This is a genomic window from Bacillus sp. EA-CB0995 (genome assembly GCF_055814245.1).
The window spans coordinates 199,305-221,256 of the sequence record NZ_CP169269.1 but is presented as its reverse complement, the minus strand read 5'-3'; the positions used below and the strand labels follow the sequence as shown (position 1 = coordinate 221,256).

22 protein-coding genes and 2 pseudogenes are annotated in these 21,952 nt (G+C 36.1%); 23 read left to right on the top strand and 1 reads right to left on the bottom strand.

Annotated elements, in window-relative coordinates:
• Window position 1 precedes the first annotated feature (1 nt).
• The 5 genes and pseudogenes from ACEWFJ_RS01280 to rsmI all read left to right on the top strand — a co-directional run bounded on the left by ACEWFJ_RS01280 (window position 2) and on the right by rsmI (window position 3,191).
• Window positions 2–829 (top strand): PSP1 domain-containing protein, encoded by an 828-nt coding sequence (locus ACEWFJ_RS01280; RefSeq protein WP_473690094.1) that lies wholly within the window; start codon window positions 2–4, stop codon window positions 827–829.
• Between the two features lie 14 nt (window positions 830–843).
• Window positions 844–1,194 carry a DNA replication initiation control protein YabA gene (gene yabA / locus ACEWFJ_RS01275; protein ID WP_473690093.1) on the top strand — a complete coding sequence of 117 codons (351 nt, stop codon included), beginning with the start codon at window positions 844–846 and terminating at the stop codon, window positions 1,192–1,194.
• Window positions 1,195–1,340: 146 nt separating this feature from the next.
• A pseudogene (locus ACEWFJ_RS01270) lies at window positions 1,341–2,080 on the top strand (tRNA1(Val) (adenine(37)-N6)-methyltransferase).
• A pseudogene (locus ACEWFJ_RS01265) lies at window positions 2,067–2,356 on the top strand (GIY-YIG nuclease family protein). Before ACEWFJ_RS01270 ends, ACEWFJ_RS01265 begins: the two co-directional pseudogenes overlap by 14 nt.
• Window positions 2,325–3,191 carry a 16S rRNA (cytidine(1402)-2'-O)-methyltransferase gene (rsmI, locus tag ACEWFJ_RS01260; RefSeq protein WP_473690092.1) on the top strand — a complete coding sequence of 289 codons (867 nt, stop codon included), beginning with the start codon at window positions 2,325–2,327 and terminating at the stop codon, window positions 3,189–3,191. Before ACEWFJ_RS01265 ends, rsmI begins: the two are co-directional and overlap by 32 nt.
• A gap of 30 nt (window positions 3,192–3,221) precedes the next feature.
• Here rsmI and ACEWFJ_RS01255 read toward each other — a convergent pair whose 3' ends face one another.
• A complete protein-coding gene (locus ACEWFJ_RS01255) occupies window positions 3,222–3,506 on the bottom strand; it encodes an AbrB/MazE/SpoVT family DNA-binding domain-containing protein (protein WP_098305010.1) in 285 nt (94 codons plus the stop codon).
• Window positions 3,507–3,873: 367 nt separating this feature from the next.
• Here ACEWFJ_RS01255 and metG point away from each other — a divergent pair, with 367 nt between their 5' ends.
• From metG to mfd, 18 genes are all read left to right on the top strand, one after another.
• On the top strand, window positions 3,874–5,856 hold the full coding sequence (gene metG, locus ACEWFJ_RS01250) for a methionine--tRNA ligase (RefSeq protein ID WP_473690091.1): 1,983 nt from the start codon (window positions 3,874–3,876) through the stop codon (window positions 5,854–5,856).
• A gap of 178 nt (window positions 5,857–6,034) precedes the next feature.
• On the top strand, window positions 6,035–6,802 hold the full coding sequence (locus tag ACEWFJ_RS01245; RefSeq protein WP_429711151.1) for a TatD family hydrolase: 768 nt from the start codon (window positions 6,035–6,037) through the stop codon (window positions 6,800–6,802).
• A gap of 142 nt (window positions 6,803–6,944) precedes the next feature.
• Window positions 6,945–8,036, top strand: a complete 1,092-nt coding sequence (locus ACEWFJ_RS01240) for a ubiquitin-like domain-containing protein (protein ID WP_473690090.1) — start codon at window positions 6,945–6,947, stop codon at window positions 8,034–8,036.
• Between the two features lie 40 nt (window positions 8,037–8,076).
• Window positions 8,077–8,142 (top strand): hypothetical protein, encoded by a 66-nt coding sequence (locus tag ACEWFJ_RS01235; RefSeq protein ID WP_473692304.1) that lies wholly within the window; start codon window positions 8,077–8,079, stop codon window positions 8,140–8,142.
• Between the two features lie 125 nt (window positions 8,143–8,267).
• On the top strand, window positions 8,268–8,825 hold the full coding sequence (gene rnmV, locus ACEWFJ_RS01230; RefSeq protein ID WP_098305002.1) for a ribonuclease M5: 558 nt from the start codon (window positions 8,268–8,270) through the stop codon (window positions 8,823–8,825).
• Complete coding sequence (gene rsmA / locus ACEWFJ_RS01225; protein ID WP_253628333.1) at window positions 8,822–9,697, top strand: 16S rRNA (adenine(1518)-N(6)/adenine(1519)-N(6))-dimethyltransferase RsmA; 876 nt, start codon at window positions 8,822–8,824, stop codon at window positions 9,695–9,697. Before rnmV ends, rsmA begins: the two co-directional genes overlap by 4 nt.
• Window positions 9,698–9,806: 109 nt before the next feature.
• The gene (yabG, locus tag ACEWFJ_RS01220; RefSeq protein WP_098304998.1) at window positions 9,807–10,670 is read left to right on the top strand and encodes a sporulation peptidase YabG; all 864 of its coding nucleotides are present in this window, start codon (window positions 9,807–9,809) and stop codon (window positions 10,668–10,670) included.
• A gap of 139 nt (window positions 10,671–10,809) precedes the next feature.
• Complete coding sequence (veg, locus tag ACEWFJ_RS01215; protein ID WP_098304996.1) at window positions 10,810–11,085, top strand: biofilm formation stimulator Veg; 276 nt, start codon at window positions 10,810–10,812, stop codon at window positions 11,083–11,085.
• A gap of 94 nt (window positions 11,086–11,179) precedes the next feature.
• Window positions 11,180–11,359 (top strand): acid-soluble spore protein SspF, encoded by a 180-nt coding sequence (gene sspF, locus ACEWFJ_RS01210; RefSeq protein ID WP_001985066.1) that lies wholly within the window; start codon window positions 11,180–11,182, stop codon window positions 11,357–11,359.
• 185 nt (window positions 11,360–11,544) lie between these two features.
• Window positions 11,545–12,414: a 4-(cytidine 5'-diphospho)-2-C-methyl-D-erythritol kinase gene (ispE, locus tag ACEWFJ_RS01205; RefSeq protein WP_141524939.1), complete on the top strand. Its 870-nt coding sequence runs from the start codon at window positions 11,545–11,547 to the stop codon at window positions 12,412–12,414.
• A 54-nt stretch (window positions 12,415–12,468) separates the two neighbouring features.
• Window positions 12,469–13,317 carry a pur operon repressor gene (purR, locus tag ACEWFJ_RS01200; RefSeq protein ID WP_473690088.1) on the top strand — a complete coding sequence of 283 codons (849 nt, stop codon included), beginning with the start codon at window positions 12,469–12,471 and terminating at the stop codon, window positions 13,315–13,317.
• A 437-nt stretch (window positions 13,318–13,754) separates the two neighbouring features.
• Complete coding sequence (locus ACEWFJ_RS01195) at window positions 13,755–14,129, top strand: RidA family protein (protein ID WP_098304990.1); 375 nt, start codon at window positions 13,755–13,757, stop codon at window positions 14,127–14,129.
• 153 nt (window positions 14,130–14,282) lie between these two features.
• Complete coding sequence (gene spoVG / locus ACEWFJ_RS01190) at window positions 14,283–14,576, top strand: septation regulator SpoVG (RefSeq protein ID WP_000454042.1); 294 nt, start codon at window positions 14,283–14,285, stop codon at window positions 14,574–14,576.
• Between the two features lie 326 nt (window positions 14,577–14,902).
• Window positions 14,903–16,282, top strand: coding sequence for a bifunctional UDP-N-acetylglucosamine diphosphorylase/glucosamine-1-phosphate N-acetyltransferase GlmU (glmU, locus tag ACEWFJ_RS01185; RefSeq protein WP_440604666.1), 1,380 nt, complete (start codon window positions 14,903–14,905; stop codon window positions 16,280–16,282).
• 18 nt (window positions 16,283–16,300) lie between these two features.
• Window positions 16,301–17,254, top strand: coding sequence for a ribose-phosphate diphosphokinase (locus ACEWFJ_RS01180; RefSeq protein ID WP_429711144.1), 954 nt, complete (start codon window positions 16,301–16,303; stop codon window positions 17,252–17,254).
• 69 nt (window positions 17,255–17,323) lie between these two features.
• Window positions 17,324–17,884, top strand: coding sequence for an aminoacyl-tRNA hydrolase (pth, locus tag ACEWFJ_RS01175; protein ID WP_098304984.1), 561 nt, complete (start codon window positions 17,324–17,326; stop codon window positions 17,882–17,884).
• A gap of 71 nt (window positions 17,885–17,955) precedes the next feature.
• The gene (locus ACEWFJ_RS01170) at window positions 17,956–18,180 is read left to right on the top strand and encodes an anti-sigma-F factor Fin family protein (protein ID WP_098304982.1); all 225 of its coding nucleotides are present in this window, start codon (window positions 17,956–17,958) and stop codon (window positions 18,178–18,180) included.
• 233 nt (window positions 18,181–18,413) lie between these two features.
• Window positions 18,414–21,944: a transcription-repair coupling factor gene (gene mfd / locus ACEWFJ_RS01165; protein WP_473690087.1), complete on the top strand. Its 3,531-nt coding sequence runs from the start codon at window positions 18,414–18,416 to the stop codon at window positions 21,942–21,944.
• The last annotated feature ends 8 nt before the right edge of the window (window positions 21,945–21,952 follow it).

Below are 21,952 nucleotides of genomic sequence, written 5' to 3'. Positions count from 1 at the left end.
TTTGTATGATGTAGTAGGTGTTCGTTTTAAGAAGGCCGGAAAAGTGTATTACTTTGACCCAAATCAATTTGATATCTCAGAAAATGAATTTGCGATCGTGGAAACAGTACGGGGAATCGAATATGGGAAAGTTGTCATCACGAAGAAACAAGTCGATGAAAATGATGTTGTACTCCCATTAAAGAAAGTCATTCGTATCGCAGATGAAAATGATCGTACAATTGTTGATGAAAATAAACGTGCAGCAAAAGAAGCGTATCAAGTTTGTCAGCAAAAAGTAATCGAGCATGATCTTGATATGAAACTTGTTGACGTGGAGTATACATTTGATCGCAATAAGGTTATTTTTTATTTTACAGCGGATGGTCGTATTGATTTTCGTGAGCTTGTAAAAGACTTAGCCGCTATTTTTCGGACAAGAATCGAGTTAAGACAGATTGGTGTTCGTGATGAAGCAAAAATGCTTGGCGGTATTGGTCCATGCGGCCGAATGTTGTGCTGTTCTACTTTTTTAGGGGATTTTGAACCTGTATCCATTAAAATGGCAAAAGATCAAAATTTATCATTAAATCCTGCGAAAATCTCTGGGTTATGTGGTCGACTGATGTGTTGTTTAAAGTATGAAAATGATGAATATGAAGCAGCAAAAGAGCAGCTTCCAGATTTAGATGAAAAAATACAAACACCGCATGGTCTTGGTCGTGTAATCGGGTTAAATATTTTAGAAAGATTAATTCAAGTGGAATTAGTAGACAAGGAACGGATAGTAGAATATACGTTAGATGAATTAATAAATAAAGGGGTCGTTTCGAGTCAAACCACAGATTAATGAGGTGGGTGCTTGTGGAGAAAAAAGATATTTTTGCAGCGGTTTCCAGTATGGAAGAGCAAATTGGATATCTCTATAAACAGTTGGGAGAGTTAAAGCAGCATCTCGCAGAGCTACTTGAAGAAAACCAACATATTAAAATGGAAAATGAAAATTTGCGAAATCGTTTTGAAGAAGTTCAGAATAAGCAGAAACAAAAGTCGAATAAACGAAAAGAGATAAAGCCTAAAATAGATATCGGTGAAGGATATGATAATTTGGCACGCCTGTATCAAGAGGGGTTTCATATTTGTAATTTGCATTATGGAAGTGTACGTAAAGAAGGGGATTGTTTATTCTGTTTATCGTTCTTAAATAAAAAATAAAATTACCTTTCCAATAAATTGGAAAGGTAATTTTTTGTACATATAACCAAAATATAAGTAAAACAGATTAGACTGTTATGAACATAGCATAGATTGTCTTAACGTCTGTTAAAATAAGCTTGAATGATGAGGAAGGAAAGAAATATATGCAATTGTATGGAGATGAACGTTTAGATTATTTACTATCAAAAGATATGAAAATTATTCAAAGTCCGTCAGTATTTAATTTTTCATTAGATGCAGTATTATTAGCAAATTTTGCGTGGGTGCCAATTCAGAAAGGGAATATATTAGATTTGTGCACAGGAAATGCAGTGATTCCTCTTTTATTAAGTTGCCGTACAAAAGGGAAGATTACGGGAGTTGAAATACAAGAGCGTATTTACAACATGGGTGTTAGAAGTGTTCAATATAATGATTTAGAAGAGAGAATACAGCTTATTCATGGTGATTTAAAGCATATGCCAGAGCAAATAGGGCGACATCAGTTTGATGTTGTTACATGCAATCCACCATACTTTCAAACACCAAAACCTTCTGAACAAAATTTTAATGAGCATTTAGCGATTGCTCGTCACGAAATTATGTGTACGCTAGAAGACGTTGTACGTGTTAGCAGCCAACTTGTTAAGCAAGGGGAAAAGTGGCTTTTGTACATCGTCCTGGTCGTTTACTTGATATTGTAACGCTTATGAGAAAATATAAAATTGAACCAAAACGCCTCCAATTTGTATATCCAAAAGTAGGTAAAGAAGCCAATACGTTATTAATTGAAGGTATTAAAGATGGGAATGCTGATTTGAAAATTTTGCCGCCTCTTTTTGTATATGAAGATAATAACGAATATACGAAAGAAATGAACGCGATTTTATATGGAGCAGAATAAGCATTATTTTTATGTTGTTGAATGTGCTGATGGGAGCTACTATGCGGGATATACAAACCATTTAGAGAGGCGAATTGAAGCTCATAATAGCGGAAAAGGAGCACGCTATACAAGAGCAAGGCGTCCTGTTAGGTTAAAATACTTTGAAACTTATGAAGAAAAAGGACTGCAATGCAGGCAGAATATCGTTTTAAGCAGTTAAAACGGAAACAAAAAGATGAGTATATACAAAAAGGAGACTATTATGTGGCAGCAAAAAAGCTTTCAAATGAATGAGAGAGGAACATTATATTTAGTTCCAACTCCAATTGGAAATTTAGAAGATATGACATTTCGAGCGATTCGTATATTAAAAGAAGCAGACTTTATTGCAGCAGAAGATACAAGGCAAACGAAAAAACTATGTAATTATTTTGAAATTGAAACACCAGTAATGAGTTATCATGAACATAATAAAGAAGTGAGCGGTCGAAAAATTTTAGATATGTTAGAACAAGGAAAAACGGTAGCACTTGTTAGTGACGCAGGTATGCCGTGTATCTCGGATCCTGGTTATGACATCGTTGTACAGGCAGTAGCGCAGCAGTATTCAGTTGTGCCCCTTCCTGGTCCAAATGCTGCGCTTACAGCATTAATTGCATCTGGATTAGAGACAAAGCACTTTTATTTCTATGGATTTTTACAGAGACATAAAAAAGAGCGTAAAGCAGAATTGGAGAAGTTGCGTTATATTCCAAATACAATGATGTTTTACGAAGCGCCACATCGATTAGGAGAAACATTAATTTCTATGAAAGATGTGTTAGGGAATAGAAATGTTGCATTGTGTCGTGAGCTTACGAAGAAATTTGAAGAATTTATTCGTGGTTCCTTAGAGGAAGTCATTCATTGGGCAAAGGAAAATGAAGTACGCGGAGAATTTTGTATTCTAGTAGAAGGTTCTACGGAAGAAGCGGTAGATGAAGAAGTGTGGTGGGAAACGTTAACTGTTGAGGGACATGTTGAATACTACATAGAGGAGAAAGGTCTTTCTTCTAAAGAAGCAATTAAAATAGTTGCAAAAGATCGAAATATGTCAAAACGAGATGTATATCAAGCATACCATGTTTAAAAAAATAAAAGCTTCTCTAATAGAGAAGCTTTATTTTGCTGCTGCGATGAATTGTTGTAATTCTTTTAAGATTTGCTCTGCGCCTTCTGGGCTTAAAATGATTTTCCCTTCAGCTAATGAAAGGTTACTATCAGAAACTTCACCAGTTACTTGGCAAGTCATGTTTGGCTTATATTTTTTTAAGATAATTTTCTCGTCATCAACGTAGATTTCAAGAGCATCCTTTTCTGCAATACCTAGTGTGCGGCGTAATTCAATTGGAATTACAACGCGGCCTAATTCATCAACTTTACGAACGATACCAGTAGATTTCATATTTGTTTCTCCTCCTCATATTTTGCAAGTTTGTACATCTATTTGAATTCGTCATTTTTCGACAAAATACCCTATGCACATATGATACCAATCATTGACATTTCCGTCAATTCTTTAATTGTAAAATTTATAAAAGTTTTGTAGATTTTCGCATCTACTTATTATATATACTAAAAAATAATAGATGTATAGAGAGATTTATTTTATTATCTTGATTTTATTGATAATTCTGAAGTGTTAAAGTGTATATTTTTTCTTAATATGAGTAATAGATGATAAAGATATAGAGCATTCACTCGTCTTTATACCTAAGTTTTTGATATACTGTTTATAAATACATATGAGGTCATTTGGGAGGTTCAAAACAATGACAGAGGAAAATAAGACCTTTTACATTACAACTCCGATTTATTATCCAAGTGGAAAGCTTCACATCGGACATGCTTATACGACGGTAGCGGGAGATGCGATGGCACGCTATAAACGTATGCAAGGATATGATGTCTACTATTTAACAGGCACTGATGAACATGGACAAAAGATTCAAAAGAAAGCAGAAGAATTAAATGTTACACCACAAGCGTATGTTGATAACATTGTAGCAGGAATTAAAGAATTGTGGGGAAAAATGGATATTTCTTATGATGATTTTATCCGTACAACAGAAGATCGTCATAAAGAAGTTGTAGAAAAAATCTTTAAGCAACTTGTTGATCAAGGTGATATTTATCTTGATGAATATGAAGGTTGGTATTCTGTACAAGATGAAACATTCTATACAGAGCATCAACTTGTTGACCCAGTGATGGAAAATGGAAAAGTAATTGGTGGAAAGAGCCCAGATAGTGGTCATCCAGTAGAACTTGTTCGTGAAGAATCATATTTCTTTAGAATGGGGAAATATGTAGATCGACTATTAAAGTTCTATGAAGATAATCCACACTTCATTCAACCAGAATCACGCAAAAATGAAATGATTAATAATTTTATTAAACCAGGATTAGAAGATTTAGCTGTTTCTCGTACTTCTTTTGACTGGGGTGTTCGTGTACCGGGTAATCCGAAGCATGTTATTTATGTGTGGGTAGATGCATTATCTAACTATATTACGGCATTAGGTTACGGAACAGCGAATGAAGAAAAGTATAAAAAATATTGGCCAGCAGATGTTCATTTAGTAGGAAAAGAAATTGTTCGTTTCCATACAATTTATTGGCCAATTATTTTAATGGCTCTTGATTTACCACTTCCGAAAAAAGTATTTGCACATGGTTGGATTTTAATGAAAGACGGAAAAATGAGTAAATCAAAAGGAAATGTAGTAGATCCTGTCACATTAATTAATCGTTACGGTTTAGATGCACTTCGTTACTACCTACTTCGTGAAGTACCATTTGGATCAGATGGTGTATTTACACCAGAGGGATTTGTTGAGCGTATTAACTTCGATCTTGCGAATGATTTAGGAAATTTATTAAATCGTACAGTAGCAATGATTGATAAATATTTTGGCGGAGAAATTCCAGCCTACAAAGCAAATGTAACAGAATTTGATGAAACTTTAGTAACATTTGCAAAAGATACACTGCAAAAAGTAGAAGCTTCAATGGAAAACATGGAGTTTTCGGTGGCACTAAGCACAATTTGGCAATTTGTTAGCCGTACAAATAAATATATAGATGAAACACAACCTTGGGTATTAGCAAAAGATGAAAGTGATCGTGAGAAACTTGCTTCTGTTATGGCGCATCTTGCAGAAGCGCTTCGACAAACAGCGATTATGTTAATGCCATTTTTAACAGAAACACCAGGAAAAATCTTTGAACAAATTGGGATTACAGATGAAGAATATAAAACTTGGAACAGCCTTTCTACAATTGGTTGCATTCCAACTGGCACAAAAGTTGTGAAAGGGCAGCCTGTATTCCCGCGTTTAGAAGTAGAAGTAGAAGTAGAGTATATTAAAGAACAAATGAAAGGCGCTGCTCCAAAAGTAGAAGAGAAGAAAGAAGCGGAGCCAAAGGCAGAAGAAATTACAATTGACGATTTCTTTAAAGTAGATCTACGTGTAGCAGAAGTGTTAGATGCAGAACCTGTGAAAAAAGCAGACAAGCTGTTAAAGATACAACTTGATTTAGGCACAGAAAAACGACAAGTTGTATCTGGAATTGCTAAATTTTATTCTCCAGAAGAATTAAAAGGGAAAAAGGTTATTTGTGTTACAAACTTAAAACCGGTAAAACTACGTGGTGAATTATCACAAGGTATGATTTTGGCGGGCGAAGAAAACGGAAAATTATCGTTAGCAACAGTCGATCAAACTTTACCAAATGGTACAAAAATTAAGTAATAACGACAAAATGAGAGATGTTTCACGTGTAACATTCGTGAAGCATCTTTTTTCTTGTCGAAAATCTTTCTAAAATTTCCTTTTTTGTATCAAAATTGTAATATGGTTGTTATTACGTTGTTAGGAAAGTAATTTTTACCTATGATAGAATTTATTTCAAATAAAAGGAGTTATTGTTATGTTGTTTGATACACATTCACATTTAAATGCAGAGCAATTTGAAGAGGATTTACAGGAAGTAATTGCAAGAATGAAAGAAGCTGGTGTTTCTTATACAGTTGTAGTTGGTTTTGATGAAGTGACAATCAAAAAGGCAATCGAATTAGCAGAAACATATGACTTTATTTATGCAGCTGTTGGTTGGCATCCTGTTGATGCAATTGATATGACAGAAGAGCACCTAAAATGGTTAGAAGAGTTAGCAAATCATCCAAAAGTTGTTGCACTTGGTGAAATGGGCTTAGATTATCACTGGGACAAATCTCCGGAAGATGTGCAAAAGGAAGTATTTCGTAAACAGATTAGACTAGCGAGAAAGGTGAAATTACCAATCATCATACATAATCGCGACGCAACGCAAGACATCGTAGATATTTTAAAAGAAGAAAACGCATCTGAAGTAGGAGGAATTATGCATTGTTTTAGCGGTAGTGTTGAAGTCGCAAAACAGTGTATTGATATGAATTTCCTTATTTCATTAGGTGGGCCAGTAACTTTTAAAAATGCAAAGAAACCAAAAGAAGTTGCAATGGAAATTCCAATGGAACAACTTTTAATCGAAACAGATTGTCCGTATTTAACTCCTCATCCGTTTCGTGGAAAACGAAATGAACCGAGCTACGTAAAGCTTGTTGCGGAGGAAATTGCAAAATTAAAAGGGTTATCTTATGAAGAAGTAGCGGTAAAAACAACAGAAAATGCAAAAAGACTATTCGGCATTCAATAATGAGAAGTAGAGGAGGAATCCCTCCTCTCACTTTTTCTTCCTTCACCTATGTTTGTCTTCAGATGAGTAATACTACTTGAAATAGTAGGAGAATGAGATTCAGTAATTCTGATCTAGACAGGGACAAAGGGGGCACTTTATTGTGATTGTAAATGCAAGGAATTTATTATCCAGGTTAGAAGCGAGCAAAAAATTAGCAGTAAAATTTACGAGTGCATTAATCATTTCAGGGTCTGTTGGGACCGTAGCTTATGCAGGGACAACGGATAAAATAGTTATTGAAGTAGATGGAAAGAAACAAGAAATTTATACGCATGCAAATACTGTAAGCGAATTTTTACAAGACGAAGGGATTCAAGTAACAGAAAAAGATTATATATATCCAGCACTTTCTACAAAAATTAAGGGTGAAATGAAGGTAAATGTAGAAAAAGCAAGGCCATTTATGATTATGGTCGATGGGAAAGAGAAACAAGTACAATCAACAGCAAAGACAGTAAAAGATTTGTTAGTAGAAGAACATATTGAAATTAATGAACATGATAAAATATATCCTAGTTTGCATACAGATTTAGAGGATACGAAAAAAGTCATGATTCAAAAAGCATTCCCGGTTACGTTAACTGTTAGCGGTCAAGAGCAGCAAGTATGGTCAACTTCGACTACTGTCGCTGACTTTTTGAAAGAACGACAAGTGTCACTAAGTGAAATAGATAAAGTGGAACCCGCTTTGCAGGAAGTGATGCAACGAAATATGAAGGTCAAGGTAACTCGAGTAGAAAAAGTCAGCGATGCAGTGGAAGAACCAATTCCCTTTACGGAAGTAAGACAAGAAGATTCTTCACTCTTAACGGGAACTGAAAAAGTGATTCAAGAAGGAATAGAAGGAAAAAAGAAGAAAATATTTGAAGTTGTAAAAGAGGACGGAAATGAAGCCTCAAGAAACTTGCAGAAAGAAGAAGTGGTGCAAGAAGTGAAAAATCGTATTGTAGCTGTTGGTACCAAAAAAGAAGAAGAGCATACTTCAGATGGTGAAGAAGGTGTAGCTGTCAAAGAATTTTATGTACAAGCAACAGCATATTCTCCGTACTGTGGGGGCTGCGAAGGTGTAAGTGCAGGAGGCTATAATTATATGGCAAATCCCAATATGAAATTAATTGCAGTAGATCCAAGCGTTATTCCGCTCGGAACAAGGGTATGGGTAGAAGGATACGGATTATGCAGTTGCTGGTGATACGGGCGGAGCGATTAAAGGAAATCGTATCGATGTTCTTATGCCAACGGAATCAGAAGCATCCTCTTGGGGAAGAAAACAGGTGAAAATTAAAGTGTTACAATAATATTGTAAGCAGAGGAATTTTTTCTCCTCTGCTTTTTAAATTGTATTAATAGGAAAATAATAATGGAAAAGTAGGCGTTTTTTTGTTTTACTAATTAGAGATGTGAAATGAGTGTGGAGGAAGTTATGAAGATTAAAGAAATAATTGTTGTAGAAGGTAAGGATGATACGGTTGCCGTTAAGCGTGCAGTAGATGCAGATACAATTGAAACGAACGGTTCAGCGATTGGAGATCATGTTATTGAACAGGTGAAATTGGCGCAGCAAACACGAGGTGTGATTATTTTTACAGATCCCGATTACCCAGGAGAGCGTATTCGTAAAATTATTTCTGAGAAAGTACCAGGGTGTAAACACGCCTTCTTACCGAAAGAAGAAGCATTAGCGAAGCGAAAGAAGGGTGTGGGAATTGAGCATGCTTCTAATGAATCTATTCGACGTGCTTTAGAAAATTTACACGGGGAGATGGAAGCATACACGAGCGAAATTGATTGGATTGACTTAGTAGAAGCCGGACTCGTTGGCGGAGAAAAAGCAAAAAGTCGCAGAGAACGAATGGGTAAGCTATTAAAGATCGGTTATACAAATGCAAAACAGTTACATAAACGTTTGCAAATGTTCCAGATTTCAAAGCAGGATTTTGCAAAAGCGTATGAGCAAGTATTACAGGAGGAAAAGAAATGAAAGATATCGCAACACCAAATCGTACGAAAGATATTGTTGAAAAGTATGGATTTTCATTTAAAAAGAGTTTAGGGCAAAACTTTTTAATTGATACAAATGTGTTAAATCGTATTGTGGATTACGCAGAAATTGGATCTGAGAGTGGGGCAATTGAGATTGGGCCTGGTATTGGAGCGTTAACAGAGCAATTGGCAAAACGCGCTAAGAAAGTTGTAGCGTTTGAAATTGATCAACGTCTTTTACCTATTTTGGAAGAGACATTAGCGCCTTATAATAACGTAACGGTAATCAATAAGGACATCTTAAAAGCTGATGTAAATGAAGTATTTCAAGAGCGTTTTGAAGAGGGCCAAGATGTAATGGTAGTAGCAAACTTGCCATACTATGTAACAACGCCAATTTTATTTAAGTTATTAGAAGAACAATTACCAGTGCGTGGTTTTGTGGTCATGATGCAAAAAGAAGTAGCTGATCGTTTAGCAGCTCGTCCAGGAACAAAAGATTATGGTTCATTATCAATTGCCATTCAATATTATACAGAACCTGAAACAGTGATGACGGTTCCGCGTACAGTATTTGTACCACAGCCAAATGTAGATTCAGCAGTTATTCGTTTATTAAGACGTCCAAAGCCACTTGTAGAGGTAAAGGATGAAGCATTCTTTTTTGAAGTGGTGAGAGCTAGCTTTGCGCAGCGACGTAAAACATTAATGAATAACTTATCTAATAACTTAAATGGTTTTCCAAAGGATAAAATATTACTTGAGCGTATATTAGCAGAAGTTGAAATTGATCCGAAACGAAGAGGCGAAACATTATCAATTGAAGAGTTTGCAAAGCTAAGTAACGCTTTATTTTCATATAAAATGTAAAAGGTAGCTCGTTCTGAGCTGCCTTTTTTGTCACCCTTTTTTCTATAAGTTCATAGGCTACAAAAGAACGTAGTGAGTTATATGTCCCTACGAGTTTGGAGGTAGAAGAATGGCTGTACACGTTGGAGATTTAGTGGAGAGAAAGTCTTATCAGCGCGATCTTCTTTTTCGAGTAACAGAAATAAAAGATACGATAGCAATTTTGTTTGGGGAAGAATTTCGGCTCGTAGCAGATGCACCAATAGAAGATTTAGTTCTTGTTGATCAACGGGATTATACGAAAAGGGTAAAGCAGGAACGAGAAACAATGGAAAAGACATATCGTTTATTCCAACAGGATTACGTATTAATGAGGCAACGTAATGAATATCAATCAACAGGTGGTTATACAAATGAAGTGAATTATTTTCAAATGCCAGGAAAAGTGCTTCACCTTGACGGCGATCCTTTATATTTAAGAAAATGTTTAGATTTATATACGAAAATCGGTGTGCCAGTACAGGGTATTCATTGTAAAGAAACAGAGATGCACGAGAAGGTTCTAGATTTAATTGAACATGTTCGTCCTGATATCTTAGTGATTACTGGGCATGATGCCTATACAAAGTCAAAAGGGGAAATGGGAGATTTAGCAGCTTATCGTCATTCTAAGCACTTTGTACAGGCTGTACGTACAGTACGAAAGAAGTACCCCTCATTAGATCATCCTGTTATTTTTGCTGGGGCGTGTCAATCGCATTTTGAAGCCCTTATTCGAGCCGGAGCCAATTTTGCAAGTTCGCCGTCTCGTATTAATATTCATGCGTTAGATCCGGTATATGTTGTAGCAAAAGTGAGCTTTACTTCTTTTATGGAACGGGTCAATGTATGGGATGTCATACGCAATACAGTAACTGGTGAGAAGGGGCTTGGCGGAATTGAAACGAAAGGGATTTTGCGAACGGGATTGCCTTTTCAATATTATGACGAGTGAGCAAGGTAAGCATTTGCCTTGCTTTTCATATGCTTGCTTTTGGAAATTTGGATAAAAAAGTATAAGAACGTACAGACTATACATATATGATTTATATTTTTATACTTTCCATCCCAATTACAGCGAGGTGTAGCACGATATGTCGAAACGTTTAGACGAAATCAAAAGTGCACTGGACCATCATCTTGGTCAGAGGCTTATGCTAAAAGCAAATAGTGGACGAAGAAAAACGATAGAACGATCTGGTGTGTTAGCAGAAACATACCGTTCTGTTTTTGTAGTTCAACTTGACCAACAAGAAGATACATTTCAGCGTGTTTCTTACAGTTATGCAGACGTATTAACAGAAACAGTTGAGCTTACGTTTTATGATGCGCAAGATAATGAAGTCATGTTAGGGGAACAGTCTGTTTAAAAATGGTCTTTGTTTGATTACATATATTTTCCGGAATTGAAGAAAGTGGCAGTGTCACATACTAAATGTACCGTAGCTATAAAGGGGGCTTGCATTGAGTAGACGAAGAGGAGTCATGTCAAATCAATTTAAAGAAGAGCTTGCGAAAGAACTTGGATTTTATGATGTTGTGCAAAAAGAAGGATGGGGCGGAATTCGTGCGAAAGATGCTGGTAACATGGTCAAGCGTGCAATTGAAATTGCAGAGCAGCAATTAATGAAACAAAACCAGTAACGGTAAGATACTTCTATGCTACGGTGGCCGAGGAGATGCTCCTCGGCTTTTTGCACGCGAAAAAGTGGTATAAGTAGTTTCATTCTTGATGCTTTTCGTTATAATTAGGGAAGTGTCATCGTTCTACTATAAATTTATGGTAAAATAAACGATAAAAGATTGAGTACATAGAGTAGGTGAATAGATTGAAGCTACTAGTTAAAGCACCAGCAAAAATTAATTTGTCGTTAGATGTACTAGGAAAAAGGCCGGACGGTTATCATGAAGTTAAAATGATTATGACAACAATTGATTTAGCAGATCGGTTAGAACTAACAGATTTATCTGAAGACCGGATTGAAATCGTATCTCATAATCGCTATGTCCCAGACGACCAAAGAAATTTAGCTTATCAAGCGGCAAAGCTGTTAAAGGAACGCTTTCAAGTAAAAAGAGGAGTATCCATTGCAATTGAAAAAACGATTCCAGTTGCAGCGGGACTAGCAGGTGGAAGCAGCGATGCGGCTGCAGCATTACGAGGTTTGAATAAATTATGGAATCTTGGACTTACAATTGATGAACTTGCAGAATTAGGTGCCGAAATTGGATCAGATGTATCATTTTGTGTATATGGTGGGACTGCCATTGCAACAGGTCGTGGAGAGAAAATTGAACATATTAAGACACCGCCTTCTTTCTGGGTTATTTTAGCAAAACCACATATTGGTGTATCAACAGCGGATGTATATGGAAATTTACGATTAGATCGTGTAACACACCCAAATGTAGATCGTATGGTGGAAGTGATTCAAAATGGTGACTACGAAGGAATTTGTCATACAGTTGGTAATGTATTAGAAGATGTAACATTTTCAATGCATCCTGAAGTTGCACATATTAAAGCACAGATGAAACGTTTTGGTGCAGATGCAGTTTTAATGAGTGGTAGTGGGCCAACAGTTTTTGGTCTAGTTCGTCATGATTCACGCATGCACCGTATTTATAACGGATTAAAAGGATTTTGTGATCAAGTATATGCAGTACGTTTATTAGGAGAGCGAGAAAGTCTTGAATAAAGACGTATAATAAGTTATGATTTGTTTAAAATATTCGTAATTTGAGGTGAGAGCGTGAAAATCAGACGAAGTACAAGGTTGGTCGATATGACTTATTATTTGCTTCAGAATCCTCGTCAGTTAGTTTCTCTCACTTTTTTTGCTGAACGGTATCAATCTGCTAAATCTTCTATTAGTGAAGATTTAGTCATTATTAAACAAACGTTTGAACAACAAGGAGTCGGCACATTACAAACGGTACCAGGTGCAGCAGGAGGAGTGAAATATATCCCATATATAAGCCAGGAGGAAGCAACGCAAATTATTAATGAGCTTTGCAAATTATTTGAGAATCCTGATCGTATTCTTCCAGGCGGTTATTTATATATGACGGATCTTTTAAGTAACCCACGCTATATTAATGGCGCAGGGCGACTCTTTGCTTCTGTATTTGCGAGACAGCCAATTGATGCTGTTATGACAGTTGCAACGAAAGGGATTCCCTTGGCATATGCAGTAGCCAATTACTTAGATGTTCCGGTTGTGATTGCTAGAAAAGATAATAAAGTAACAGAAGGCCCAACAGTAAGTATTAATTATGTATCAGGTTCTTCTAAGCGTATTCAAACGATGACATTAGCAAAGCGCAGCCTTCCAGAAGGCGCAAATGTATTAATCATCGATGATTTTATGAAAGCCGGCGGAACTGTGCAAGGTATGATGAGCATGCTTGAGGAATTTAATGCAAATGTAGTAGGTATTGGTGTTTTAGTGGAATCAAATGATATTGAGGAAAGACTTGTTGATGACTTTGTTTCGTTAATTCGTTTGTCTGAAGTAGATGTGAAAGAAAAGACGATTCAAGTGGAAAAAGGAAATTACTCTTTAAGTCCGTTTGCTGACATGATTGGAGAAACTGAGTGAGGTAAAGTGAAACTTTTATCCCGCATTAATGGGCAGTAAGAACCCCACTGATGGAAGTTTCACTTTATCAGTAGAGGGTTTTAGCCCTCACTGATGAAAAGTTCTTACCAATCGGGTTGCGAGTAGCGGAAGAAACAACCTTCTCAATAGATTGATTTAACGAAGATGTTGTTCGCTAGAGTAGAGAAAAGATAAAGCAACTGCTTTATCTTTTTTTATAAAGTGAAACTATTCTCAATAAGGATAGTTCATTCTTATTGAGAATAAGCTCTCACCTAATTTTTTTATTTTGGGGATTCTTGATCGATTGCAATCGATGGGTTTTAGTAGACGGTAGGCTCCCAATTTTGGGGGGCTTACCGCCTGCTAAAACTGCAGTTTCCCTATGGGGAGTAGTTTACGAAAGTGGGATAAAAAATATTAAAGGGTGAAAAACGATGAAAGTAGTTCAAACAAATGAAGCACCACAGGCGATCGGCCCATATTCACAAGGTATGATTGTAAATAATATGTTTTACAGTTCTGGACAAATTCCTTTAACAGTAGCTGGTGAACTTTTGACTGGAGATGTAAAGGAACAAACAGAGCAAGTGTTTCGAAATTTACAGGCAGTATTAACAGAAGCTGGAGCATCGTTTGAAACAGTTGTAAAAACAACTGTATTTTTAAAAGATATGAATGATTTTGATGCGGTAAATGAAGTATATAGTACATATTTTTCTGTACATAAACCAGCACGTTCTTGTGTACAAGTAGCAAAATTACCGAAAGATGTATCGGTTGAAATTGAAGTCATTGCCCTTGTGAAGTAAGAATTTGTAAGCGACAACGTCCGTTTATTTTTATATTCAATTAAAATAAAAATTTTTATCTTAAAAATTTTTAAAAAATTGAAGGAAAAATAGAAAATTTGTGGAATTTATAGAAATATATCGCTTATTTAGAAAAAGGGTGGTGAACACAAGATGGAAGTGACTGACGTAAGATTACGCCGCGTAAACACAGAAGGCCGCATGAGAGCGATTGCTTCTATTACACTAGACCATGAGTTTGTTGTTCATGATATTCGTGTAATTGATGGCAATAATGGGTTATTTGTAGCAATGCCAAGTAAACGTACTCCAGATGGAGAGTTCCGTGATATTGCTCATCCAATTAATTCTAATACTCGTTCTAAAATTCAAGATGCGGTTTTAACTGAGTATCACCGTTTAGGCGAGTTAGAAGAAGTTGAGTTTGAAGAAGCTGGAGCTTCGTAAAATTCGAAGAAGAAGAAGAGCTCTATAATAAGGGCTCTATAATTTTGGCAAACTCCTGTAAGTATTTACGGGAGTTTGTTTTTGTTTATCCCACTATTCGCGGGCAGTAAGACTCCCGACGATGGAAGCTTCCCTTTATATACTTTCTTCTTCAATCTCCCCTTAAAAAGAAATAGTATAGCTTATTTCATAAAAAAAGATACTAAATACTAAAACATTACATAAAAGTTATGGTAAAATTTAATAGTTATGCAGTGTTTCTTGAAATATATAATTATTTAAGATAATATCTTTAATGGATAAATAGGTTGCGATGGAGGGTCTATATGTCAAAAAGATTTGCAGTGATTCTTGCTGCAGGAAAAGGTACGCGTATGAAGTCAAGTCTATACAAAGTGCTTCATCCTGTATGTGGGAAACCGATGGTACAGCATGTAGTTGATCAAGTCTCTCAGCTAGAAGTGCAGAAGCTTGTTACGGTTGTTGGACACGGCGCTGAAAAGGTACAAGATCAATTAGGAAGTGCAAGTGAATTTGCATTACAAACAGAGCAGCTAGGAACAGCACATGCCGTTATGCAAGCAGCTGATGCACTGGGTAATGAAGAAGGAACAACATTAGTAATTTGTGGTGATACGCCTCTTATTACAGCGGAAACAATGGAAGCTCTGTTAAAACAGCATGGAGAAGCAGGTGCAAAGGCAACGGTACTAACAGCCTGCATTGAGGAACCTGCTGGTTATGGACGAATTGTTCGTAATGAAAATGGTCACGTTGAAAAAATTGTCGAACATAAAGATGCAAACGAAGAAGAGCGAGCTATTAAAGAAATTAATACAGGTACGTATTGTTTTGATAATAAAGCGCTATTTGCTTCTCTTTCTAAAGTTTCTAATGAAAATGTGCAAGGGGAATATTACCTTCCAGATGTAATTGAGATTTTGAAAAATGAAGGTCATATTGTATCTGCCTATCAAACGGAGCATTTTGATGAAACGTTAGGAGTTAACGACAGAGTCGCTCTATCGCAAGCGGAAGACATTATGAAAAAACGTATTAACCGTAAACACATGGTGAATGGTGTTACAATTATTGATCCGAACAACACGTATATTTCTGTCGATGCAAAAATCGGTAATGATACGGTTATTTATCCGGGGACAATTATTGAAGGTTATACTGTTATTGGGTCAAATTGTGAAGTTGGACCGCATACAGTAATCCGTGATAGTGAAGTGGGAGATAATACAACAATTCGCCAATCTACAGTTCATGATAGTAAGATTGGTATTGATGTTGCAATTGGGCCGTTCGCTCATATCCGCCCGCAATCTGTTATTGGTAATGAAGTACGTGTTGGAAACTTCGTAGAAATTAAAAAGACTGTCTTTGGTAATAGAAGTAAAGCTTCACACTTAAGTTATATCGGGGATGCACAAGTTGGAGAAGACGTGAATCTTGGGTGTGGTTCAATTACGGTGAACTATGATGGCAAGAATAAATTTAAAACGGTTATCGGAGATGGCGTATTTATTGGTTGTAATTCAAACCTTGTTGCTCCTGTAACAGTTGAAGATGGCGCTTATGTTGCGGCAGGCTCTACAATTACAGAGCATGTTCCATCAAAAGCATTATCAATTGCACGTGCACGTCAAGTTAACAAAGAAGACTATGTTTCTCAATTGCTGAACAAGAAAAAATCATAATGTGGAGGGTTAATCTAGATGTCGAATCAATATCTAAATTCTAATTTGAAAGTGTTTTCTTTAAACTCTAACAAGGGGCTCGCTGAGCAAATTGCAAAGCACATTGGAGTAGAATTAGGAAAATGTTCTGTTGCACGTTTTAGTGATGGAGAAATTCAAATTAACATTGAAGAAAGTATTCGTGGTTGCGATGTATTTATCATCCAATCTACAAGCTTCCCAGTAAACGAGCATATTATGGAATTGCTTATTATGATTGATGCGTTAAAACGTGCATCTGCGAAAACAATTAACATTGTTATTCCTTACTATGGCTATGCACGTCAAGATCGTAAAGCGCGTTCTCGTGAGCCGATTACAGCGAAGCTTGTTGCAAACTTACTTGAAACAGCGGGTGCTACTCGTGTAATTACTCTAGATTTACATGCTCCACAAATTCAAGGATTCTTCGATATTCCAATCGACCATTTAATGGGTGTACCTATTCTTTCTGATTATTTTGAGAAGAAAGGTCTTAAGGATATCGTAATTGTATCTCCTGACCACGGTGGTGTAACGCGCGCGAGAAAAATGGCAGATCGTTTAAAAGCACCAATCGCTATTATCGATAAACGCCGTCCGCGTCCAAACGTAGCAGAAGTAATGAATATCGTAGGTAATATCGAAGGTAAAACAGCAATTTTAATTGATGACATCATTGATACAGCTGGTACAATTACATTAGCAGCAAACGCTCTTGTAGAGAACGGTGCTTCTGAAGTATATGCTTGCTGTACACATCCAGTTTTATCTGGTCCAGCAATTGAACGTATTCAAAATTCAAACATTAAAGAGTTAGTTGTAACAAACTCTATCGTATTACCAGAAGAGAAGAAAATTGATAAAGTACAAGAACTTTCTGTTGCTCCATTAATTGGAGAAGCAATTATTCGTGTTTACGAAGAAGAATCTGTAAGTGTACTATTTAATTAATTGGATAGAATGAGACGTAACCAATTTTGGTTACGTCTTTTCGTATCGAAAAAAGAAAGTGGTGTTACAATGAAATTAATAGTAGGACTTGGTAACCCAGGGAGAGAATATGAATTAACAAGGCATAACATTGGGTTCATGGCTATCGATGAATTGTCTAAACGTTGGAATATACCGTTAAATGAACAGAAATTTAAAGGATTATTTGGTGCGGGTTTTGTGAATGGAGAAAAAGTTATTTTATTAAAGCCCCTTACATATATGAATTTATCTGGAGAAAGTATTCGTCCACTTATGGATTACTATAAAATTGATATTGAAGATTTTGTAGTGATGTATGATGATTTAGATATTCCGGTTGGGAAATTACGTCTTCGTATGAAAGGTAGCGCTGGTGGTCATAATGGTGTAAAATCAACGATTGCACATTTAGGGACACAGGAATTTCAACGTATTCGTATGGGGATCGATCGTCCTAAAAATGGGATGAAGGTAGTCGATTATGTGTTAGGTCGTTTTACAGTAGATGAGATGCCAGAGGTAGAGCGAGCAATTGAAAAAAGTGCAGGTGCATGTGAAGAATGGCTGAAAACTCCATTTTTACAAGTTATGAATACTTTTAATAATTAACGTTTTGGAAATGGAATATTTTCTTGTACTTATATCCATAATAGTAGTAATTGTACGGCTAGGAGGAATTTATGGACGGACATTATCACTGCAGACATTGTGGATGTAAGATAGGTAGTATTGCAGCAGAAAAAGTATATGGCTTTGTATTGGGTCAACTAACAGAGCAAGAGCGATTAGAAATGATTCATTTTGATGAAAACGGAAATATATATATAAAAACAATTTGTGAATCGTGTCAAAAAACGCTCGCATCCTATCCTGAGTACTATGAATATGAACTGTTCTTACAATAAAAATGAAATTTCTATCAGAGTATGTTTTTCCCACTGATAGTTAGTTGAACGATTATAGGCAAACTTCTATCCTCCTTTTTTCTAAATATGGAGATGGAAGGCTTATTGCTTATAGAGGATGGGATGCAATGTTTTCGCTTTGGCTTGTCCAAAGCATTTTTCTGTTTTCTTTTTCCAAAATATTTGCATAAAATATAATAGCTTGCTCTTTATGTTGAGAGGAGTCTTGAAAAATGATAGGTTTACTAGAGCAGTTTTACGAAAATAAAGAAATAGGAACGATTATAGATGGGTTACAAGAAGGATTAAAAGAACAGCTTATCTCGGGTATGGCAACGTCTTCTCGTTCATTGTTAATGGCTAGTTTATATAAAAAAACACAGCAGTCACAGCTTGTCATAACACATAATTTATATCAAGCGCAAAAAGTATATGAAGATTTAGTTTCATTAATTGGAGAGCAGAATGTTTGGTTATATCCTGTCAATGAATCGATTGCATCAGAAATCGGTGTTGCAAGTCCAGAACTGAAGGCGCAGCGCATTGAAGTATTGAACCGCTTAGCAGCTGGAGAAAAGGGAATTATTGTGGCTCCTGTTGCAGGTTTACGTCGTTTTCTACCAACAAAAGAGATGTGGAAGAAACAGCAAATTGAATTAAACATGGGGCAAGAAATTGATCTTGATGAATTGCTTCGTGTGTTAACGACCATGGGATATGAACGTAAATCTATGGTAGAGGCACCTGGAGAATTTAGTGTTCGCGGTGGGATATTAGATATCTATCCATTAACGGAAGAACTGCCAATTCGTATTGAGTTTTTTGATACAGAAGTAGATTCTATTCGTTCCTTTACTGTAGAAGAGCAGCGTTCGCAAGAGAAGATAGAAAGCGTATCATTTGGCCCTGCCACGGAATTTGTATTTTCTAAAGAAGAACTCGCACTTGGTGTGCAGAAGTTAGAATCAAGCTTAGCTAATACATTAAAAAAAGTATCCGATGAGAAATTAAAAACGACGATATTAGAAACAGTAACATATGAGCTAGAATTATTGAAAAATGGACAGACCATCGAGCAGATGTTTAAATATTTATCTTTATTTTATAATGAACCTGCTAGTCTAATAGAATATTTACCAGAAAATGGTGTTGTTATTCTAGATGAGGTTTCTCGAATTCAAGAAACAGCGGATCATTTAGAAACAGAAGAAGCAGAATGGTATATATCGCTTCTTGGGGAAGGTGCAATTGTTCAAGATTTATCTTTTTCTCATAATTTTGCACAATTTTTGCACCATAAAAAACGAAGTTTCTTATACTTAAATTTATTTTTACGCCATATTCCGCATACACATCCGCAAAATATTGTGAATTTAACATGTAAAACAATGCAAGACTTTCATGGTCAAATGAATTTATTAAAAACAGAAATTGATAGATGGACGAAAAGTCATTTTACAACGGTTGTACTAGGCGCAAATGAAGAGCGAACGAAGAAATTGCAACATATTTTAAATGATTATGATATTGAAGCAGATATTATTGAGGGAACGGATGTATTGCTTCCGGGGCGTGTTCAGATTGCTGTGGGTGACCTACATGCAGGTTTTGAAATGCCGATGCAAAAGCTTGCGATTATTACTGAAAAAGAATTATTTAATAAAAAGGTAAAAAAATCACAGCGTAAGCAAAAACTTTCGAATGCAGAGAGAATTAAAAGCTACTCTGAACTAAAAGTTGGTGATTATGTTGTTCACGTAAACCATGGTATTGGTAAATTTTTAGGGATTGAAACGCTAGAGATTAATGGTGTTCATAAAGATTATTTGCATATCAAATATCAAGGAAACGATAAATTATACGTCCCAATTGAGCAAATTGACCAAGTGCAGAAGTATGTAGGATCTGAAGGGAAAGATCCGAAAATCTATAAACTTGGTGGAAATGATTGGAAAAAAGTTAAAACAAAGGTAGAAAAATCTGTCCAAGATATTGCAGATGATTTAATTAAATTGTATGCAGAGCGTGAGGCTTCAAAAGGATACGCCTTTACTCCGGATACTTCTGAACAACAGGAATTTGAATTGTCTTTCCCTTATCAAGAAACAGAAGATCAGCTACGCTCAATTACAGAAATTAAAAAGGATATGGAGCGCGGTCGTCCGATGGATCGCCTACTTTGCGGTGACGTTGGATATGGAAAAACAGAAGTGGCAATTCGTGCTGCTTTTAAAGCAATTATGGATGAAAAACAAGTTGCGATTTTAGTACCAACGACAATTTTAGCGCAGCAACATTATGAAACAATTCGAGAGCGTTTTCAAGATTATCCAATTAATATTGGGTTATTAAGTCGCTTCCGTACGAGAAAACAGCAAAATGAAACGATTAAAGGATTAAAAGATGGTACCGTTGATATTGTTATCGGCACACATCGCCTTTTATCGAAAGATGTCATATATAAAGACTTAGGACTACTTATTATTGATGAAGAACAACGGTTTGGTGTGACACATAAAGAAAAAATTAAGCAACTAAAAGCCAATATCGATGTACTAACATTAACAGCAACGCCAATTCCACGTACACTTCATATGTCTATGTTAGGTGTTCGCGATTTATCTGTTATTGAAACACCGCCAGAAAATCGTTTCCCAGTGCAGACGTACGTTGTGGAATATAATCCGGCGTTAATGCGCGAGGCAATTGAACGTGAGCTTGCACGAGGTGGTCAAATATACTTTTTATATAATCGTGTTGAAGATATTGAGCGAAAAGCAGATGAAATTTCAATGCTTGTTCCTGATGCGCGGGTAACCTTTGCACATGGAAAGATGAATGAAAGTGAATTAGAATCTGTTATGCTTGCCTTCTTAGAGGGGCAACATGATGTACTTGTAAGTACAACGATTATTGAAACAGGTGTTGATATTCCGAATGTAAATACATTAATCGTATTTGATGCAGATCGTATGGGTTTATCGCAGTTGTATCAATTGCGTGGTCGAGTAGGACGCTCAAATCGCGTTGCCTATGCATATTTCACTTATAAACGCGATAAAGTGCTATCTGAGGTTGCAGAAAGACGTTTGCAAGCCATTAAAGAATTTACGGAGCTCGGGTCTGGGTTTAAAATTGCAATGCGTGATTTATCCATTCGCGGGGCTGGTAATCTATTAGGTGCAGAGCAGCATGGCTTTATTGATTCTGTTGGTTTTGATTTATATTCACAAATGTTAAAAGATGCAATCGAGCAGCGTAGAGGTACGAACATGGAAGAGCAAGCGCTTGATATTGAAATTGACCTTGAAGTAGATGCATACTTACCGGATGCGTATATTTCCGATAGTAAACAAAAAATTATGATGTATAAGCAATTTAGGGGCGTTTCTACTATTGAGGATATTGAGGAATTACAAGAAGAGATGATTGATCGCTTCGGTGATTATCCGCAAGAAGTCGGATACTTACTGCAAATTGCAAATATTAAAGTGTTAGCAATGCAAGAGAAAATTGAATTAATTAAACAAACAAAACAAGAAGTTACGATGTTATTTTCTGAAAAGGCCAGCCAAAATATTGATGGCGGAAAATTATTTATGCTTGGCAGCAGTTTTGGACGTATGATTGGTCTTGGTATGGAAGGTTCTCGTTTGAAAATTGTGATGAACGTTCGTGAAATAGAAACATCGAAGTGGCTCACAATTGCCGAAAATTTACTAAAAGGCTTAAAAGATGTGAAAAAAGAAGAGATAAATGCCTAAATCAGGGT

Coding starts and splice junctions, on each gene's coding strand:
- rsmI (WP_473690092.1), top strand. CDS start 2,325: ATGTGGCAGCAAAAAAGCTTTCAAATGAATGAGAGAGGAACATTATAT.
- ACEWFJ_RS01255 (WP_098305010.1), bottom strand. CDS start 3,506: ATGAAATCTACTGGTATCGTTCGTAAAGTTGATGAATTAGGCCGCGTT.
- metG (WP_473690091.1), top strand. CDS start 3,874: ATGACAGAGGAAAATAAGACCTTTTACATTACAACTCCGATTTATTAT.
- ACEWFJ_RS01245 (WP_429711151.1), top strand. CDS start 6,035: ATGTTGTTTGATACACATTCACATTTAAATGCAGAGCAATTTGAAGAG.
- rnmV (WP_098305002.1), top strand. CDS start 8,268: ATGAAGATTAAAGAAATAATTGTTGTAGAAGGTAAGGATGATACGGTT.
- rsmA (WP_253628333.1), top strand. CDS start 8,822: ATGAAAGATATCGCAACACCAAATCGTACGAAAGATATTGTTGAAAAG.
- yabG (WP_098304998.1), top strand. CDS start 9,807: ATGGCTGTACACGTTGGAGATTTAGTGGAGAGAAAGTCTTATCAGCGC.
- veg (WP_098304996.1), top strand. CDS start 10,810: ATGTCGAAACGTTTAGACGAAATCAAAAGTGCACTGGACCATCATCTT.
- ACEWFJ_RS01195 (WP_098304990.1), top strand. CDS start 13,755: ATGAAAGTAGTTCAAACAAATGAAGCACCACAGGCGATCGGCCCATAT.
- spoVG (WP_000454042.1), top strand. CDS start 14,283: ATGGAAGTGACTGACGTAAGATTACGCCGCGTAAACACAGAAGGCCGC.
- glmU (WP_440604666.1), top strand. CDS start 14,903: ATGTCAAAAAGATTTGCAGTGATTCTTGCTGCAGGAAAAGGTACGCGT.
- ACEWFJ_RS01180 (WP_429711144.1), top strand. CDS start 16,301: ATGTCGAATCAATATCTAAATTCTAATTTGAAAGTGTTTTCTTTAAAC.
- pth (WP_098304984.1), top strand. CDS start 17,324: ATGAAATTAATAGTAGGACTTGGTAACCCAGGGAGAGAATATGAATTA.
- ACEWFJ_RS01170 (WP_098304982.1), top strand. CDS start 17,956: ATGGACGGACATTATCACTGCAGACATTGTGGATGTAAGATAGGTAGT.
- mfd (WP_473690087.1), top strand. CDS start 18,414: ATGATAGGTTTACTAGAGCAGTTTTACGAAAATAAAGAAATAGGAACG.